The 16,940-nt window shown below is 72.2% G+C and carries 18 protein-coding genes; 17 read left to right on the forward strand and 1 reads right to left on the reverse strand.

Annotated elements, in window-relative coordinates; genetic code table 11:
• Window positions 1–14: 14 nt before the first annotated feature.
• Window positions 15–1,013, reverse strand: a complete 999-nt coding sequence (locus tag ABTZ54_RS27515; protein WP_351668090.1) for a Gfo/Idh/MocA family protein — start codon at window positions 1,011–1,013, stop codon at window positions 15–17.
• Window positions 1,014–1,114: 101 nt separating this feature from the next.
• Between ABTZ54_RS27515 and ABTZ54_RS27520 the strand changes: the two genes are divergently transcribed.
• From ABTZ54_RS27520 to ABTZ54_RS27600, 17 genes are all read left to right on the forward strand, one after another.
• The gene (locus ABTZ54_RS27520; RefSeq protein ID WP_351668092.1) at window positions 1,115–1,894 is read left to right on the forward strand and encodes a GntR family transcriptional regulator; all 780 of its coding nucleotides are present in this window, start codon (window positions 1,115–1,117) and stop codon (window positions 1,892–1,894) included.
• A 41-nt stretch (window positions 1,895–1,935) separates the two neighbouring features.
• Window positions 1,936–2,991 carry a sugar ABC transporter substrate-binding protein gene (locus ABTZ54_RS27525; protein WP_502997321.1) on the forward strand — a complete coding sequence of 352 codons (1,056 nt, stop codon included), beginning with the start codon at window positions 1,936–1,938 and terminating at the stop codon, window positions 2,989–2,991.
• Window positions 2,988–4,052: an ABC transporter permease gene (locus ABTZ54_RS27530; protein ID WP_351668096.1), complete on the forward strand. Its 1,065-nt coding sequence runs from the start codon at window positions 2,988–2,990 to the stop codon at window positions 4,050–4,052. The genes ABTZ54_RS27525 and ABTZ54_RS27530 overlap by 4 nt, the downstream gene beginning before the upstream one ends.
• On the forward strand, window positions 4,049–4,873 hold the full coding sequence (locus ABTZ54_RS27535; protein WP_351668098.1) for an ATP-binding cassette domain-containing protein: 825 nt from the start codon (window positions 4,049–4,051) through the stop codon (window positions 4,871–4,873). The genes ABTZ54_RS27530 and ABTZ54_RS27535 overlap by 4 nt, the downstream gene beginning before the upstream one ends.
• A 36-nt stretch (window positions 4,874–4,909) precedes the next feature.
• Window positions 4,910–6,088, forward strand: a complete 1,179-nt coding sequence (locus ABTZ54_RS27540) for an ROK family glucokinase (RefSeq protein WP_351668100.1) — start codon at window positions 4,910–4,912, stop codon at window positions 6,086–6,088.
• Window positions 6,085–6,651: a hypothetical protein gene (locus ABTZ54_RS27545; RefSeq protein WP_351668102.1), complete on the forward strand. Its 567-nt coding sequence runs from the start codon at window positions 6,085–6,087 to the stop codon at window positions 6,649–6,651. The genes ABTZ54_RS27540 and ABTZ54_RS27545 overlap by 4 nt, the downstream gene beginning before the upstream one ends.
• 90 nt (window positions 6,652–6,741) lie before the next feature.
• Window positions 6,742–8,028, forward strand: a complete 1,287-nt coding sequence (gene glsA, locus ABTZ54_RS27550) for a glutaminase A (protein WP_351668104.1) — start codon at window positions 6,742–6,744, stop codon at window positions 8,026–8,028.
• A gap of 137 nt (window positions 8,029–8,165) precedes the next feature.
• Window positions 8,166–9,593, forward strand: a complete 1,428-nt coding sequence (locus ABTZ54_RS27555) for an amidase (protein WP_351668106.1) — start codon at window positions 8,166–8,168, stop codon at window positions 9,591–9,593.
• A gap of 41 nt (window positions 9,594–9,634) precedes the next feature.
• Window positions 9,635–10,183 carry a GNAT family N-acetyltransferase gene (locus tag ABTZ54_RS27560; RefSeq protein ID WP_351668108.1) on the forward strand — a complete coding sequence of 183 codons (549 nt, stop codon included), beginning with the start codon at window positions 9,635–9,637 and terminating at the stop codon, window positions 10,181–10,183.
• A 52-nt stretch (window positions 10,184–10,235) separates the two neighbouring features.
• Window positions 10,236–11,546 (forward strand): bifunctional 3-oxoadipate enol-lactonase/4-carboxymuconolactone decarboxylase PcaDC, encoded by a 1,311-nt coding sequence (gene pcaDC, locus ABTZ54_RS27565; RefSeq protein ID WP_351668110.1) that lies wholly within the window; start codon window positions 10,236–10,238, stop codon window positions 11,544–11,546.
• A 19-nt stretch (window positions 11,547–11,565) separates the two neighbouring features.
• Window positions 11,566–12,198 carry an MBL fold metallo-hydrolase gene (locus ABTZ54_RS27570; protein ID WP_351668112.1) on the forward strand — a complete coding sequence of 211 codons (633 nt, stop codon included), beginning with the start codon at window positions 11,566–11,568 and terminating at the stop codon, window positions 12,196–12,198.
• Between the two features lie 45 nt (window positions 12,199–12,243).
• Window positions 12,244–13,023, forward strand: a complete 780-nt coding sequence (locus ABTZ54_RS27575; protein WP_351668114.1) for an exodeoxyribonuclease III — start codon at window positions 12,244–12,246, stop codon at window positions 13,021–13,023.
• 68 nt (window positions 13,024–13,091) lie between these two features.
• Window positions 13,092–13,529 carry a DUF6278 family protein gene (locus ABTZ54_RS27580; RefSeq protein WP_351668116.1) on the forward strand — a complete coding sequence of 146 codons (438 nt, stop codon included), beginning with the start codon at window positions 13,092–13,094 and terminating at the stop codon, window positions 13,527–13,529.
• A 179-nt stretch (window positions 13,530–13,708) separates the two neighbouring features.
• On the forward strand, window positions 13,709–14,458 hold the full coding sequence (locus ABTZ54_RS27585; protein WP_351668118.1) for an amino acid ABC transporter ATP-binding protein: 750 nt from the start codon (window positions 13,709–13,711) through the stop codon (window positions 14,456–14,458).
• Window positions 14,459–14,472: 14 nt separating this feature from the next.
• The gene (locus ABTZ54_RS27590) at window positions 14,473–15,393 is read left to right on the forward strand and encodes a glutamate ABC transporter substrate-binding protein (protein ID WP_351668120.1); all 921 of its coding nucleotides are present in this window, start codon (window positions 14,473–14,475) and stop codon (window positions 15,391–15,393) included.
• A 20-nt stretch (window positions 15,394–15,413) separates the two neighbouring features.
• The gene (locus tag ABTZ54_RS27595) at window positions 15,414–16,058 is read left to right on the forward strand and encodes an amino acid ABC transporter permease (protein ID WP_351668122.1); all 645 of its coding nucleotides are present in this window, start codon (window positions 15,414–15,416) and stop codon (window positions 16,056–16,058) included.
• Window positions 16,055–16,927 carry an amino acid ABC transporter permease gene (locus ABTZ54_RS27600; protein WP_351668124.1) on the forward strand — a complete coding sequence of 291 codons (873 nt, stop codon included), beginning with the start codon at window positions 16,055–16,057 and terminating at the stop codon, window positions 16,925–16,927. The genes ABTZ54_RS27595 and ABTZ54_RS27600 overlap by 4 nt, the downstream gene beginning before the upstream one ends.
• The last annotated feature ends 13 nt before the right edge of the window (window positions 16,928–16,940 follow it).

Consider the following 16,940-nt stretch of genomic DNA (forward strand, 5'->3'; position numbering starts at 1 on the left):
CCGGCGGAGATCCCCTACGGGAGCTCCGCCGGCCGTACCACCCGCCGCTCCCGCAGGGACAGCGCGCACGCCTCCGCGACGCGCAGCGCGGCCAGCGCCTCGCCGCCGTCGCAGGGGTTGTCCCGCTCGCCGCGCACCAGGCGTACGAACGCGTCGAGCTCCGCCTCGTACGCCGGGCCGAAGCGGTCCAGGAAGCCGCTCCACGGCTTCGCGGGCGGGCGTGGTGCCAGCGGCTCGACCGACTCGACCGGGGTCCGCTCGTCCCAGCCCACCGCGATCTGGTCCAGCTCGCCCGCCAGCTCCATCCGCACGTCGTACCCGGCCCCGTTGCAGCGGGTCCCGGTCACCGTCACCAGCGTGCCGTCGTCCAGGGTCAGCAGCGCCGCTGCGGTGTCCACGTCCCCGGCCTCCCGGAACATCGCGGGCCCCGCGTCCGACCCGGTCGCGTACACCTCCACGACCTCGCGGCCGGTCACCCAGCGCACGATGTCGAAGTCGTGCACCAGGCAGTCCCGGAACAGCCCGCCCGACTGCGGCAGATAGGCGGCGGGCGGCGGCGCCGGGTCGGAGGTGGCCGCCCGGACGGTGTGCAGCCGGCCGAGCCGCCCGTCCGCCACGGCCTCCCGGGCCGCCCGGTACCCGGCGTCGAACCGGCGCATGAAGCCCAGCTGGAGCTCGGTGCCGGCCTCCGCCACCGCCCGCAGCGCCGCCAGCGTCCCCGGCACGTCCAGGGCGATCGGCTTCTCGCAGAAGGCCGGAAGCCCGGCCGCGGCGGCGCGCCCGATCAGCTCCGCGTGCGCGGCGGTCGCCGACGCGATCACCACGGCGTCCAGCCCCTGCCCCAGCAGGGCGTCGACCGACGGGGCCGCCTCGGCCCCCAGCGCCCCCGCCACCCGGGCCGCCCGCACCGCGTCCGCGTCGGCCAGGACCAGCGCCTCGACCTCCGGATGCCGGGCGAGCACCCCCGCGTGGAAGGCCCCGATCCGTCCCGTGCCGATCAGTCCGATACGCATGGCCCCAAGGTGGTGCGGAACGGACGCCCTGTCAAGGAAATGTCAGGACAACAGGACGCCACGCCTTCCCGGGGCCGACCCCCGGGGCTACGCTCCCGGACGTGCTCCCCCAGCCGCCGCGTCCCCCGTCCCCGCCCGGCCTGTCCCCGCCCGGCCTGTCCGTGGACCGCGCCAGCCCGGTGCCGCTCTACTTCCAGCTCGCCCAGCAGCTCCAGGCGGCCGTCGAGAGCGGCGCGCTGCCCCCGGGCACCCTGCTCGGCAACGAGATCGACCTGGCCACCCGACTGGGCCTGTCCCGGCCCACCGTCCGCCAGGCCATCCAGTCGCTCGTCGACAAGGGCCTCCTGGTGCGCCGCAGGGGCGTGGGCACCCAGGTCGTGCACAGCAGCGTCCGCCGCCCCCTGGAGCTCAGCAGCCTCTACGACGACCTGGCGGCGTCCGGGCAGCGGCCCGCCACCCGCGTCCTGGCCGACCGGCTCGAACCTGCGGGCCCCGAGGCCGCCGCCGCCCTCGGCGTCGCGGAGGGCACCGAGGTCCGCTACCTGGAGCGGCTGCGCTCCGCCCGGGGCGAACCCCTCGCGCTCCTGCGCAACCACCTCCCCGGGGATCTGCTCGACGCGGACGGCGCCCGTATGGAGAGCGCCGGTCTCTACGGGCTGCTGCGCGCCGCCGGACTCACCCTGCACAGCGCCCGCCAGACCGTCGGCGCGCGCGCCGCGACCGCCGCCGAGGCGGAGCCGCTCGGGGAGCGCCCGGGCGCCCCGTTGCTGACGATGGAGCGCACCACGACCGACGCGACGGGCCGCGTGGTGGAGTTCGGTTCCCACCTCTACCGGGCCTCGCGTTACTCCTTCGAGTTCCAGTTGCTGGCCCGGGGGTAGGCCCCCTGAAGATCTCCGCGACCCCCATGACCGATACTGCAATGCACGCAGAAGGACACAAAGGAGGGCACGGCCTCGTGACCAGGGTTCCTAACGGAGGGGTACGCGCGGCAGTCGGCGCCGTGCTCGCGGTGGCGCTGACCGCCGCGCTCGCGGGATGCAGCAGCACCGGCGGCAAGCGCGCGGAGGACGCCCGCAAGGCGGCCGCGGCCCAGGGACGGGCAGCGGTGGACACCCCCCGCTGGACCTTCGCCATGGTCACCCACTCGGGCGACGGCGACACCTTCTGGGACATCGTCCAGAACGGTGCCAAGCAGGCCGCGGTCAAGGACAACATCAACTTCCTCTACGCCCACAGCGACGAGGCGCAGCAGCAGGCCCAGCTGATCGACTCGTATGTGGCCAAGGGCGTCGACGGCCTCATCGTCACGCTCGCCAAGCCGGACGCGATGAAGACCGCCGTGGAGAAGGCCGTGAAGGCCGGCATCCCGGTGATCACGGTGAACTCGGGCGCCGAGGCCTCCAAGGCCTTCGGCGCGCTCACCCACATCGGCCAGGACGAGACCGTCGCGGGCGAGGCGGTCGGCGACGAGCTGGACAAGCGCGGCCGCAAGAAGGCGCTGTGCATCCTGCACGAGCAGGGCAACGTCGGCCACGAGCAGCGCTGCGCCGGGGCGAAGAAGACCTTCGACGGCGATCTGGTGAACCTCTACGTCGACGGCACCAACATGCCCGACGTCCAGGCCTCCATCCTCGCCAAGCTGCAGTCCGACCCGTCCATCGACGCCGTCGTCACCCTCGGCGCGCCGTTCGCCGACGCGGCCGTCCAGGCGAAGAAGAGCGCGGGCAGCAAGGCCGAGATCGACACCTTCGACCTCAACGCCAAGGTGGCCGACGCGCTCGCGGCCGGCACCCTCGGCTTCGCCGTCGACCAGCAGCCCTACCTCCAGGGCTACGAGGCCGTCGACCTGCTCTGGCTCTACCGCTACAACGCCAACGTCCTCGGCGGCGGCAAGCCGGTCCTGACCGGCCCGCAGATCATCACCAAGGACCAGGCCGCCGCGCTCAAGGGCTACACGGAGCGGGGCACCCGATGAGCGCCGCCGCCCCGCCACCGGCGCCCGCCGACGGCCTGGACCACGTCGACGAGCGGCTCCTTCGCACCTCGCCGATGAAGAAGCTGCTGGCCCGCCCCGAGCTCGGCTCGGTCGTCGGCGCCATCGCCGTCTTCGTCTTCTTCTCGCTGGCCGCCGACAGCTTCCTGAAGGCCTCCAGCCTCGGCACCGTGCTCTACGCGGCCTCCACCATCGGCATCATGGCCGTGCCGGTCGCGCTGCTGATGATCGGCGGCGAGTTCGACCTCTCCGCCGGTGTGCTGGTCACCAGCTCGGCGCTGGTCTCCTCGATGTTCAGCTACCAGATGACCGCGAACGTCTGGGTCGGCGTCGGCGTCTCGCTGCTCGTCACCCTCGCCATCGGCGCGTTCAACGGTTTCATGCTGACCCGCACCAAACTGCCCAGCTTCATCATCACGCTCGGCACCTTCCTCATGCTGACCGGTCTGAACCTGGGCTTCACCAAGCTGATCAGCGGCACGGTCTCCACCAAGTCGATCGCCGACATGGAGGGCTTCCCCTCCGCCAAGAAGGTCTTCGCCTCCACCTGGACCGTCGGCGGCGTCGAGTTCAAGGTGACCATCCTGTGGTGGCTCGCCCTGGTGGCCGTCGCCACCTGGATCCTGCTGCGCACCCGCTTCGGCAACTGGATCTTCGCGGTCGGCGGTGGCTCCGACGCGGCCCGCGCGGTCGGCGTCCCGGTCTACAAGACCAAGATCGGCCTCTACATGGGCGTGGCGTTCTGCGCCTGGATCGCCGGCCAGCATCTGCTGTTCTCCTTCGACGTCGTCCAGTCGGGCGAGGGCGTCGGCAACGAGCTGATCTACATCATCGCGGCCGTCATCGGCGGCTGTCTGATCACCGGCGGCTACGGCTCCGCCATCGGCTCGGCGGTCGGCGCGTTCATCTTCGGCATGACCGGCAAGGGCATCGTGTACGCCGAGTGGAACCCCGACTGGTTCAAGTTCTTCCTGGGCGCCATGCTGCTGCTCGCGACCCTCCTGAACGCCTGGATCCGCAAGCGCGTGGAGGCCACGAAGTGACGACTCCTGCTCCGGCTCTCGTCGAGCTCGACGACGTCAGCAAGTACTACGGCAACATCCGCGCCCTCGAAGGCGTGTCCCTGGAGGTCCGCGCGGGCGAGATCTCCTGCGTCCTCGGCGACAACGGCGCCGGCAAGTCCACCCTCATCAAGATCGTCGCCGGTCTGCACCGGCACGACGGCGGCAGCTTCCGCATCGAGGGCGAGGAGGTCCGGCTCGCCAACCCGCGCGACGCCCTGGACCGGGGCATCGCCACCGTCTACCAGGACCTCGCCGTGGTCCCGCTGATGCCGGTCTGGCGCAACTTCTTCCTCGGCTCCGAGCCGACCAAGGGCAAGGGCCCCTTCAAGCGCCTCGACGTCGCCCTGATGCGCGAGACGACCCGGACCGAGCTGCTGCGCATGGGCATCGACCTGCGGGACGTGGACCAGCCCATCGGCACCCTCTCGGGCGGCGAGCGGCAGTGCGTGGCCATCGCCCGCGCGGTCCACTTCGGCGCCAAGGTCCTCGTCCTCGACGAGCCGACCGCCGCGCTGGGCGTCAAGCAGTCCGGGGTGGTCCTGAAGTATGTGGCCGCCGCACGTGACCAGGGCCTCGGCGTGGTCCTCATCACCCACAACCCGCACCACGCCTACCTCGTCGGCGACCGTTTCGTCCTGCTGAAGCGGGGTGTCATGGCGGGCAGCCACACCAAGGACTCCATCACCCTGGACGAGTTGACCCGGCAGATGGCCGGCGGCAGCGAGCTGGAGGACCTGCGCCACGAGCTGGAGCGGCCGACGGGACCGGCGGGATCTCCGGGGCAGTCCTCCGCTTCGTAACGCGTCCCACACATCCCGCCTGGCAGAATCGAGCCGATGAGTACCTACCGTGATCTCACGCACCGCGGCTCGGCTCGCGGCACGGTCCTGCGGACCGTCGGAACCCGGGAGCGGCGCTCGCACCTGACCGCGCCCCGGGTGCCGACCGTCGGCATCGACATCGGCGGTACGAAGGTGATGGCCGGCGTCGTCGACGCGGACGGCAACATCCTGGAGAAGATCAAGACCGAGACGCCCGACAAGTCGAAGAGCGCCAAGGTCGTCGAGGACACCATCACCGAACTCGTCCTGGACCTCTCCGACCGCCACGACGTGCACGCCGTCGGCATCGGCGCGGCCGGCTGGGTGGACGCGGACCGGGCCAGGGTGCTCTTCGCCCCCCACCTCGCCTGGCGCAACGAGCCGCTGCGCGACGCCCTCCAGGACCGTCTTGCCGTCCCCGTCATGGTGGACAACGACGCCAACACCGCCGCCTGGGCCGAATGGCGCTTCGGGGCGGGCCGCGGCGAGGACCACCTGGTCATGATCACGCTCGGCACCGGCATCGGCGGCGCCATCCTGGAGGACGGCCAGGTCAAGCGGGGCAAGTACGGGGTGGCCGGCGAGTTCGGCCATATGCAGGTCGTCCCCGGCGGGCACCGCTGCCCCTGCGGCAACCGCGGCTGCTGGGAGCAGTACAGCTCGGGCAACGCCCTGGTCCGCGAGGCGCGGGAGCTCGCCGCCGCCGACTCCCCGGTCGCGTACGAGATCATCGAGCGGGTCAAGGGCAACGTCCCCGACATCACCGGCCCCCTCATCACCGAGCTGGCCCGCGAGGGCGACGCCATGTGCGTCGAGCTCCTCCAGGACATCGGCCAGTGGCTCGGCGTCGGCATCGCCAACCTGGCCGCCGCCCTCGACCCCTCCTGCTTCGTCATCGGCGGCGGCGTCTCGGCCGCCGACGACCTGCTCATCGGCCCCGCCAGGGACGCCTTCCGCCGCCACCTCACCGGCCGCGGCTACCGCCCCGAGGCCCGGATCGCCCGCGCCCAGCTCGGCCCCGAGGCCGGCATGGTCGGCGCCGCCGACCTGGCCCGCCTCGTCGCCCGCCGCTTCCGCCGGGCCAACCGCCGCCGCGTCGAGCGCTACGAGCGCTACGGGCGCTACGCCCAGGTCCTGCGCGGGGTCCCCGCGACGGACCGGGACCCCCGCAACCCCCAGGACCCGCGTTCATGACCGTGCCCCACCCGACGGCCCCCCAGGACGGAAAACTGCCCGAGGACCGGCGCCACATGCTGCGCCGCCGCTGGCTCACCGCCATCACCATCGTGCTCCTCGTCGGCATCCCGGCCGGCTACCTCGTCATCTCCGCCGGCCAGAGCCGCGACAGCGGCCGCGACAAGGAGCGCGAGTCCTCCGCCGTCGGCCTCCAGGACAACTGGCCCTCCCAGATGAAGCGCCGGGTCTTCGAGATCCCCATCCCCAAGGGCGCCTGGAACGTCAGCTACCACGAGACCAGCAACTGGAAGACCAGCCGTCTCTACGTCCAGTTCACGACCACCGCCAACGGCCTCGACACCTACCTCGACGACAGCGGCACCAGCCGCTCCGCGCTGACCCCCGGCGCGAGCGTCGGCGACCACGACGCGGGCGTCGTCGGCTGGGCCTTCACCCCCACCCGCACCTGGACCGGCACGACCGTCACCCGCGAACAGCCCCGCCCCACGAGCGACATCACCGTCGACCTGACGGACCCGGCCTTCCCCCGCGTGTACGTGGTCTCGGCGACATCGCCCTGAGGGATCGCCCGCGCGGCGGCGAACGTTCTCCCCGCCGTGGGGAAGGCTCTTCCTCGCCAGTGTTCCCCGCGCGACGAAGGTCCGGTGCCCATGGATCCGGTGACCGATTCCCTCAACGAGATCCACCGGAGGTTCGCCGCCCTGCGGGACGGGCGGGTCGCCGACTACATTCCGCAGTTGGCGCTCGCCGATCCGGACGACTTCGGCATCGCGCTGGTCAGCATGAGCGGGCACACGTACCGGGCCGGGCGGACGGACAGCGCGTTCACCATCCAGTCGGTGTCCAAGCCCTTCGTGTACGCCCTCGCGCTGAGCGACCTCGGAGCGCGTGAGACGCTGCGTCATGTCGGGGTCGAGCCCAGCGGCAACGCGTTCAACGCCATCAGCCTGGAGCCCGGGACCGGGCGGCCGGCCAATCCGATGATCAACGCCGGTGCCATCGCCACGACCGCCCTCGTACGGGCCGACGGCCCGGCCGAGCGGTTCGCCCGCGTCCTCGACTGCCTGTCGGCGTTCGCCGGCCGGCCCCTCGACGTCGACGAGGAGGTCTACGCCAGCGAGGCCGCCACCGGGGACCACAACCGCGCCCTGGCCTATCTGATGCGCTCGGCCGGATCGCTGCGGACCGACCCGGCGGAGGCGGCCGACACGTACTTCCGGCAGTGCGCCGTCCGCGTCACGGCCGTCGACCTCGCCGTCATGGCCGCGACCCTGGCCAACGGCGGCCGCAACCCGGTCACCGGCGTCCGGGTCGTCGCCGAACCGGACGCCGTCCGCACCCTGGCCGTCATGGCCACCTGCGGCATGTACGACGCGGCCGGGCAGTGGCTCCTGGACGTCGGCCTGCCCGCCAAGAGCGGCGTCTCCGGCGGTCTGATCGCGGCCAGCCCGGCCCGCTTCGGCATCGCCGTCCACAGCCCCCCGCTCGACCCCTCCGGCAACCCGGTCCGGGCCGTGGCGGCGCTCGGGGAGATGTCGGAGCGCTTCGACCTGCACATCATGCACAACTCCGGCCTCCACGCGGCGACGGTCACCGGCGCCGAACGCGTGGAACGCGACGGCCGGACCATCGGCGTGGTCACCGCCCAGGGAAGCCTGGAGTTCACCGAGACCGAAGCGCTCCTGTACGCCCTCCAGGGCCTCACCCCGCCCACGCCCGGCCGGCTGGTCCTCGACCTGACGGCGGTCTCCACGGTGCTCCCGGGCCCGGCGACGGCCCTGGTCGCGGTCCTGGCCGACCTCGTCGAGCGGGGCCACCGCGTCGCCGTCGCGGCGCAGCTGGTCTTCGAGGAGGCGGGGGAGACGCGGCCGCGGACCTGGGAGGTGTTCGACAGCCGGGAGGACGCTCTGGAGTGGGTGGCGGGCGACGGGGACTGAGGGGCGCGGCGGGTCCCGCGCCTTACGTCAACAGCATTGACGTGTGCCGAGCGCGACGGCTTTCATGACGCCCATCCGGATCACGCACGCGTCAACAGGCCGTACCCATCGGGCAGTACGTCACAAGGAACAGGCACATGACCGACACCACCGAGCTCGCCTATCTCCCCGCCACCGAGGCCCTGCGCAGGTTCCGCGACCGCACCCTGTCGCCCGTCGAGCTGATGGGCGCCGTCATCGCCCGCGCCGAGGCCGCCGAGCCGACCGTCAACGCCCTGGCCGAGCGGACCTTCGACGAGGCGATGGCCGCCGCCCGCGCCGCCGAGGCGCGCTACGCGGGCAAGGGCGAGCCGCCCCGCCCGCTGGAGGGGCTGTCCGTCGCCACCAAGGAGGAGCAGCCCATAGCCGGCCGCCTGGCCACCGACGGCTCCCTCGCCTTCAAGGACGAGATCGCGGACGAGACCCACCCGGTCGTCGAGCGGGTCCTGGCCGCCGGCGGCATCGTCCACGCCCGTACCACCACGCCGGAGTTCAGCAGCGCCGCCGTCACCCAGTCGCGGCTGTGGGGCGTCACCCGCAACCCCTGGAACCCTGCCTACTCGCCGGGCGGCTCCTCCGGCGGCGCGGGCGCGGCCCTCGCGGCGGGCGAGACCACCCTCGCGACCGGCTCCGACATCGGCGGCTCCATCCGCATCCCCGCCTCCTCCACCGGCACCGTCGGCTACAAGCCCCCGTACGGGCGGGTCCCGGCCATGGCGCCGTTCAACCTCGACACCTACTGCCACGACGGCCCGATGGCCCGCACCGTCGCCGACTGCGCGCTGCTCCAGAACGTCATCGCGGGACCGCACCCGCTCGACGCGGTATCGCTGCGGCCGAAGCTGGTGCTGCCGGATCGCTTCGAGGGTGTCGCGGGGCTGCGGGTCGCGCTCTCCGTCGGCCTCGGCGACTGGCCGGTCGACCCCGAGGTCGAGGCCAACACCCGGGCCGTCGCCGAGGCGTTGCGCGCGGCCGGAGCGGTCGTCGAGGAGGTCGAGGTCCCGGTGACCCGGGCCCAGGTCCGCAAGGCCGCGATGATCCACTTCGGCTCGGTCTTCGGACCGTACGTGGCCTCCGTCGCCGCCGAACACGCCGACCTGCTCACCCCGTACGCGCTCGCCTTCGCCGAGGACACCGCCCGGTACGTCGCCGAGCCCGGCAGCTTCCTGGCGGGCCTGGTCGTCGAGAGCGAGGTGCAGGCCGCGCTGGGCACCCTGCTCGACCGCTACGACGTCCTGCTCTGCCCGACCCTCGCCATCCCGGCCTTCGACGCCGACGACGACTACACCGCGACCAAGGTCGTGGTCGGCGGCGTCACGCTCGACCACTACCTGGACGCGGCGCTGACCACGGTCTTCAACATCGCGAGCCGCTGCCCGGTGCTGAGCGTGCCGTCCGGCTTCGCCTCCAACGGGGTGCCGACCGGGGTCCAGGTCGTCGGACGCACCTACGACGACGTGACGGTGTTCCGTACCGCCGCCGCGATCGAGGCCGTCCGCCCGTGGAGCGGCATCCCGACGCTCTGAACCACCCTGGCCCCGCCCGGCGCGTGCGCTAGGTTCCGTCCATGACCGCACCCGCACCCGCCGACTGGCCGCCGCCCGCCCCGATACGCACCGCCCGGCTCGCGCTCCGCACGTCCGAGGCGCGGGACCGGGCGGCGTTCGTCGAGCTGTTCTCCTCGCCGGAGGTCGGCGCCCACACCGGCGGCACCCGCCCGCGCGAGGAGCTCGAACGCATGATGCCCGAGGTGCCCGGGCGGCACCCCGGCTGCTTCGTCGTCGAGCTCGACGGCGCGATGATCGGCCTGGTCACCCTCGGCCCGCCCACCGGCGACCACCCGGCCCCCGGCACCACCGAACTCGGCTACCTCTTCCTGCCCCACGCCTGGGGCCGGGGTTACGCGGCCGAGGCCTGCGCGGCGGCCCTCGACTGGTGCGCCGTCGCCCGCCCCGCCGAAACCGTCCAGCTCACCACGCAGGTGGCCAACACCCGCGCCCTGCGCCTCGCCCGGAAGCTGGGCTTCACCGAGGCGGAGCGCTTCGAGGCGTACGGCGCGGAGCAGTGGCTCGGTGTACGACGGGGGCCCGGCGGCGCTCCTATGGAGAAACCGTGACGGATCCGACCCGGCGACGTGGGCGCCGCGCAGGGATGAGAGGGTCGGGCGGGTGAGTGAGACACCTGAGACACCTGCGACGTCGCCGACGGCCCCGACCACGCCGACCCCCTCCGCGCCCACCCTCCAGTACCGCTCCGACGGTCCGGAGGACGCCCCCGTCCTCGTCCTGGGCCCCTCCCTCGGCACCACCTTCCACATGTGGGACCGCCAGATACCCGACCTCACCCGCGAATGGCGGGTCGTCCGCTTCGACCTGCCCGGGCACGGCGGCGCGCCCGTGCAGCCGGCCGGGTCGGTGGCCGAACTCGGGGACCGGGTGCTCGCCACCCTCGACGAGCTGGGCATCCAGCGCTTCGGGTACGCGGGCTGCGCGCTCGGCGGTGCCATCGGGCTCGACCTGGCGCTGCGGGCGCCGCACCGGGTGGCCTCGCTCGCCCTGGTCGCCACCTCGCCCCGCTTCGGCACCGCCGACGAGTTCCGCCAGCGCGGCGTGATCGTACGGACCAACGGTCTGGAGCCGATCGCCCGCACCGCGCCCGAGCAGTGGTTCACCCCGGCCTTCGCCGCCGCGCAGCCCGCCATCGTCGACTGGGCCGTGCAGATGGTCCGCACCACCGACCCCGGCTGTTACATCGCCGCCTGCGAGGCCCTCGCCGTCTTCGACGTCCGCGAGGCGCTGGGGCGGATCGGTGTCCCCGCCCTGGTGCTGGTCGGCGCCGACGACCAGGTCACCGGCCCGGCCGAGGCCCGTACGCTCGTCGCCGGGATCGCCGACGCGCCGCTCGCCGTCGTCCCCGGCGCCTCCCACCTCGCGCCCGTCGAACAGCCCGCCGCCGTCACGGAACTGCTCGTCGGTCACTTCGCCGGCCTCGCCCAGGACACCGGCGCCCTCGCCGCCCCGCCGCCGCGGCCGGTCCCCGCCGCCGTCGCGCCCGCCGGCGAGACCGGCCCCGCCGCACCGGCCGAGGACACGGAGGCGCCGCGCCCCGACCCGTACGAGCACGGGCTCAAGCTGCGCCGGGAGATCCTCGGCGACGCCCACGTGGACGAGGCCCTCGCCGACGACTTCGGCACCGACTTCCAGGGCCTGGTCACCCGCTTCGCCTGGGGCGAGGTCTGGAGCCGCGACGGCCTCGACCGGCGCACCCGCAGCGCCGTGACCCTCGCCGCACTGATCGCCGGCGGCCACCACGAGGCCCTCGCCGACCACACCCGCGCCGCCCTGCGCAACGGCCTCACCCCGGACGAGATCCGCGAGGTCCTCCTCCAGACCGCCGTCTACTGCGGCCTGCCCGCGGCCGAGAGCGCCCTGCGGGTCGTCGGCCGGGTCGTCAGGGAGGACACCACGCCGCGGGCGTGATCCACCTAATGTGGGTGCCGTGAAGCTGACGAAGAACACGCACGCCTGTGTCCGGCTGGAGAAGGACGGGCGCTCGCTCGTCATCGATCCCGGTGGGTTCACCGAGGAGGACGCCGCGCTCGGGGCGGACGTCCTGCTCGTCACCCATGAGCACCCCGACCACTTCGACGAGGGGCGGCTGCGGGCCGCCCTGGAGGCGAATCCGGCCGCCGAGCTGTGGACGCTGCGGAGTGTCGCCGAGCAGCTGGCGGCGGCGTTCCCCGGGCGGGTCCGGACCGTCGGGCACGGCGACACCTTCACCGCGGCCGGTTTCGACGTGCAGGTGCACGGTGAGCTGCACGCGGTGATCCACCCCGACATCCCGCGGATCACCAACGTCGGCTATCTGGTCGACGGCTCCGTCTTCCACCCCGGCGACGCCCTCACCGTCCCCGACCACCCGGTGGAGACCCTGCTGCTCCCGGTGATGGCCCCCTGGAGCAAGATCTCCGAGGTCATCGACTACGTGCGCGAGGTGAAGCCGCGCCGCGCCTACGACGTCCACGACGCCCTGCTCACCGACCTGGCCCGGCCCATCTACGACCGGCAGATCGGCGGCCTCGGCGGCACCGACCACGGACGGCTCGCCCCGGGCGCCTCCACCGAGCTGTGAGCCGGATCCGGGGGAGTGTCGGTGGGCGCGGCTAGGCTTGCGTCCATGCGCATCGCCACCTGGAACGTCAATTCGATCACGGCCCGACTGCCCCGGCTCCTGGCCTGGCTGGAGAGCACCGGCACCGACGTGCTGTGCATCCAGGAGACCAAGTGCACCGCCGAGCAGTTCCCCACCGAGGAGCTGCGCGCGCTGGGGTACGAGTCGGTGGTCAACGCCACCGGCCGGTGGAACGGGGTCGCCCTGGTCTCCCGGGTGGGCCTGGAGGACGTGGTCTCCGGGCTGCCCGGCGGCCCCGAGTACGAGGGCGCGCAGGAGCCGCGGGCGATCTCCGCGACCTGCGGCGGCGTCCGCGTCTGGTCGGTCTACGTGCCGAACGGGCGGGAGGTCGGCCACGACCACTACGCGTACAAGCTGCGCTGGCTGGAGGCGCTCAAGGACGCCGTCGCCGAGGACGCGGCGGGGGAGCGCCCCTTCGCGGTGCTCGGCGACTACAACATCGCCCCGACCGACGAGGACGTCTGGGACATCGCCGAGTTCGAGGGCCTGACCCATGTCACCGAGCCGGAGCGGGCCGCGCTCGCCGCGCTGCGCGAGACCGGCCTCGGCGACGTGGTGCCCCGCCCGCTGAAGTACGCCCACCCGTACACGTACTGGGACTACCGCCAGCTGCGCTTCCCGAAGAACAAGGGCATGCGCATCGACCTGGTCTACGGCAACAAGCCCTTCGCCGACGCCGTCAAGGACAGCTACGTCGACCGCGAGGAGCGCAAGGGCAAGGGGGCGTCCGACCACGCGCCGGTCGTCGTCGACCTCGACGTGTGACCCGGCCCCCGGGATGATCTCCGCGCGCCGGGTGGTGCCCCAGGAGGGTGCAATGCGACGCTGTTCGGATGAACATTCCTTTCCTGGACAACTGGCGCAAGAAGCATGATGCGGGGCGATCCCCTCTGGTCTCGGCCTTCGACCGTGACCCGGAGGGGGCCGCCGAGCTGCTCGCCGAGTGCGAGCTGCTGCGCGCCCGTGCCCAGGAGGCCGGAGTGGTGCTCGACGACACGCCCCGCTCCCTCGCGGCGCTCGACCAGCTCCCGCCGCGCTGGCGGGACGACCCCGAGGAGCTGCCCTGGATCGGCAACGACGCCGGGCTCTATCTGGGTACGGTCATCGTGCGCACGGTCCCGGCGGCGGGCTGGGGGCTGCGGCCCGACGGGCAGCCCGTCGTACGGCTGCCCTCCGGCCGGGAGGTCGACGCGGTGGCGGCCGGGCTCGACTGGGCCGCGTACGGGACCCCCGAGCTCTCCCAGGTCTACGCCGAGTCGGCGGAGTACTGACGGAAGCCGACGCGAGCCGACCCGAGCCGACGCAAGGCGGCCCGTTGACCCTTCCGCAGTAAATACGGCTTATCGTGCTTCTCCCGCTTTCATGCGTGTCGGCGGTGAAGTCCCTTTTCGAGCTGGATAGTTTGCGCTGACCTCGACACCAGCCGAGAGACACAGGGGCAGGGCAGCGTATGGCCGTCGGCGATGATCCGTTGATCGAACTGCGTGGCGTCAACAAGCACTACGGCACGCTGCACGTCCTCCAGGACATCGACCTCACCGTCGGCCGCGGCGAAGTCGTCGTCGTCATCGGCCCCTCCGGCTCCGGCAAGTCGACGCTCTGCCGGGCCATGAACCGCCTGGAGAGCGTGGAGTCGGGCGAGATCCTCATCGAGGGCCGGCCGCTGCCCGAGGAGGGCCGGGCGCTCGCCCGGCTGCGCGCCGAGGTGGGCATGGTCTTCCAGTCCTTCAACCTCTTCGCCCACAAGACCGTCCTCGCCAACGTCTCCCTCGCACAGATCAAGGTCCGCAAGCGCAAGCGGGACGAGGCGGACCGGCGCTCCCGCGCACTCCTCGAACGGGTCGGCCTCGCCGCGCACGCCGACAAGTTCCCCGCCCAGCTCTCCGGCGGCCAGCAGCAGCGGGTCGCCATCGCCCGCGCCCTCGCCATGGACCCCAAGGCGCTGCTCTTCGACGAGCCGACCTCCGCCCTCGACCCGGAGATGATCAACGAGGTCCTGGAGGTCATGCAGCAGCTGGCCCAGGAGGGCATGACGATGGTGGTCGTCACCCACGAGATGGGCTTCGCCCGCTCCGCCGCCAACCGCGTGGTCTTCATGGCCGACGGAAGGATCGTCGAGGACCGCGCGCCCGAGGACTTCTTCACCGCCCCGCGCAGCGAGCGCGCCAAGGACTTCCTGTCCAAGATCCTCAAGCACTGACCGGACCGGGAGCCATGCAGCGTACGAAACGAACCCTCGCCGCGCTCGCCCTGCTGCTCGCCGCCGCGCTCGGCGGCACGGCGGGCTGCGGCAGGGAGGGCAGCCCGCCGGTCAAGGGCCCCAAGCCGGGCCAACTCCCCGTCTACCAGGTCCAGTCGGGCTTCACCCTGCCCGACTCCCCGACCTGGAACCGGGCGAAGAAGCGCGGCCACCTCGTGGTCGGCGCCAAGGAGGACCAGCCCTACATGGGCGAGAAGGACCCCGCCACCGGCACCTACTCGGGCTTCGACATCGAGATCGCCCGCATGATGTCCGCCTCGCTCGGCTTCGACCCGGCCACCATCAGCTTCCGCACGATCGCCTCCGCCAACCGCGAGACCGCCCTGCAGAACGGCCAGATCGACTACTACGTCGGCACCTACACCATCAACGACAACCGCAAGAAGCTGGTCGGATTCGCCGGGCCCTACTACCTGGCCGGCCAGTCGCTGCTCGTGCGCACCGACGAGAACGACATCCACGGGCCGCAGGACCTCGACGGCAAGCGGGTCTGCTCGGCCGCCGGATCGACCCCGTACCAGCGCATCCAGAAGGACTACCCGAAAGCCGAACTCGTCGCGTACGACACCTATTCGGTCTGCGTCGACAACCTGCTCACCTACCAGGTCGACGCGGTCACCACGGACGACACCATCCTCATGGGCTACGCGGCCAAGGTCCCCGACGAACTCAAACTGGCCGGCAAACCCTTCTCGAAGGAGCCCTACGGCATCGGCGTGCCGCACGACGACAACGCGCTGCGCTTCGCCCTCGACGACGCCATCGAGGCCCACGAGAAGAACGGCGACTGGAAGAAGGCCTACGACGTGACCCTCGGTCTGTCCGGCGTGCCCGCCCCGACACCGCCCGCCATCGACCGCTACCCGGCCGGCTGAGGAAGGGGCACCGCCTCCCCATGGACGTCCTGACACAGAACTTCTCGCTCTACGGCGAGGGCTTCCTCGGCACCGTCGAACTCACCTTCTACGCCTCGATCCTGGCCCTCGTCCTCGGCTTCCTGATGGCCTCCTTCCGGGTCGCGCCCGTGGGCTCCTTCCGGGTCTTCGGCACCGTCTGGGTCACGGTGCTGCGCAACACCCCGCTCACCCTGCTGTTCTTCGCGGTCATGCTGGGGCTGCCCCGGTTCGGCGTCGTGCTGCCCTTCAAGCTGTTCGCGATCCTCGCCCTCGGCTGCTACACCTCGGCCTTCATCTGCGAGGTGCTGCGCTCCGGCATCAACACCGTGCCCCTCGGCCAGGGCGAGGCCGCCCGCAGTCTCGGCATGACCTTCGGGCAGACCCTCGGCGCCGTCGTCCTGCCGCAGGCCTTCCGCTCGGTCATCCCGCCGATCGGCTCCACCCTCATCGCCCTCGCCAAGAACTCCGCCATCGCCGGGGCGTTCAGCGTCACCGAACTCCTCGGCACCTACAAGACCCTGAGCGAGCTCGGCTACAACATCGTCTGGACCTTCGTCTGGATCGCCGTCGGCTACCTCATCATCACCCTCGCCATCAGCGCGCTCTTCCACTTCCTGGAGAAGCGCTGGGGAGTCGCCCGATGACCACCGCCACCGCCGCCGCCTCCACCGCGCTCTACGACATCCCGGGCCCCCGCACCCGCAGGCGCCATCTGCTCTACGGGGTGATCTCGACCGTCGTCATCCTGGGCCTCGCCGCCTGGATCCTCTATCTCCTCTTCGACATCGGCCAGTTCACCGCCACCAAGTGGGCGCCCTTCACGTACAAGGGCATCCAGGAGCTGCTGCTGCGCGGCCTCGGCAACACCCTCAAGGCCTTCGCGTACGCCTCGGTGCTCTCCCTCGTGCTGGGGGCGGTGCTCGCCACCGGGCGGCTCTCCGAGCACCAGGTCTTCCGCTGGACCTCCACCGTGCTCGTGGAGTTCTTCCGGGCCATGCCGGTCCTTGTGATGATCTTCTTCATCTTCGTGGCCCTCAAGGTCCAGCCGCTGCCCGCGCTGGTGGCCGGACTCGCCCTGTACAACGGCTCGGTGCTCGCCGAGGTCTTCCGCACCGGCATCCACGCGGTGGCCCGGGGGCAGGGGGAGGCGGCGTACGCGCTCGGCATGCGCAAGACCCAGGTGATGACGTACGTCCTGGCGCCGCAGGCGCTGCGGGCGATGCTGCCCGCCATCATCAGCCAGCTGGTGGTGGCCCTGAAGGACACCTCGCTCGGCTACCTCATCACCTACGAGGAGTTCCTGCACGCCGGCAAGCTGATCGCGTCCAACCTGGACTACGACCTGCCGTTCATCCCCGTCGTGATGGTGATCTCGCCCATCTACATCGGGATGTGCATGCTGCTCTCCTGGTTCGCCACCTGGGTGGCCAGGCGGGAGCGGCGCAGCCCGCGGACCAGGGCCGTGGACGTCGCCCCCGCCGAGCCGGTCACGGTGCTGCCGGGCCGGGAGTAGCCCGCCCCGCACG

The sequence above is a fragment of the Streptomyces sp. NPDC094032 genome (assembly GCF_040303965.1).
Taxonomy (GTDB): Bacteria; Actinomycetota; Actinomycetes; order Streptomycetales; family Streptomycetaceae; genus Streptomyces.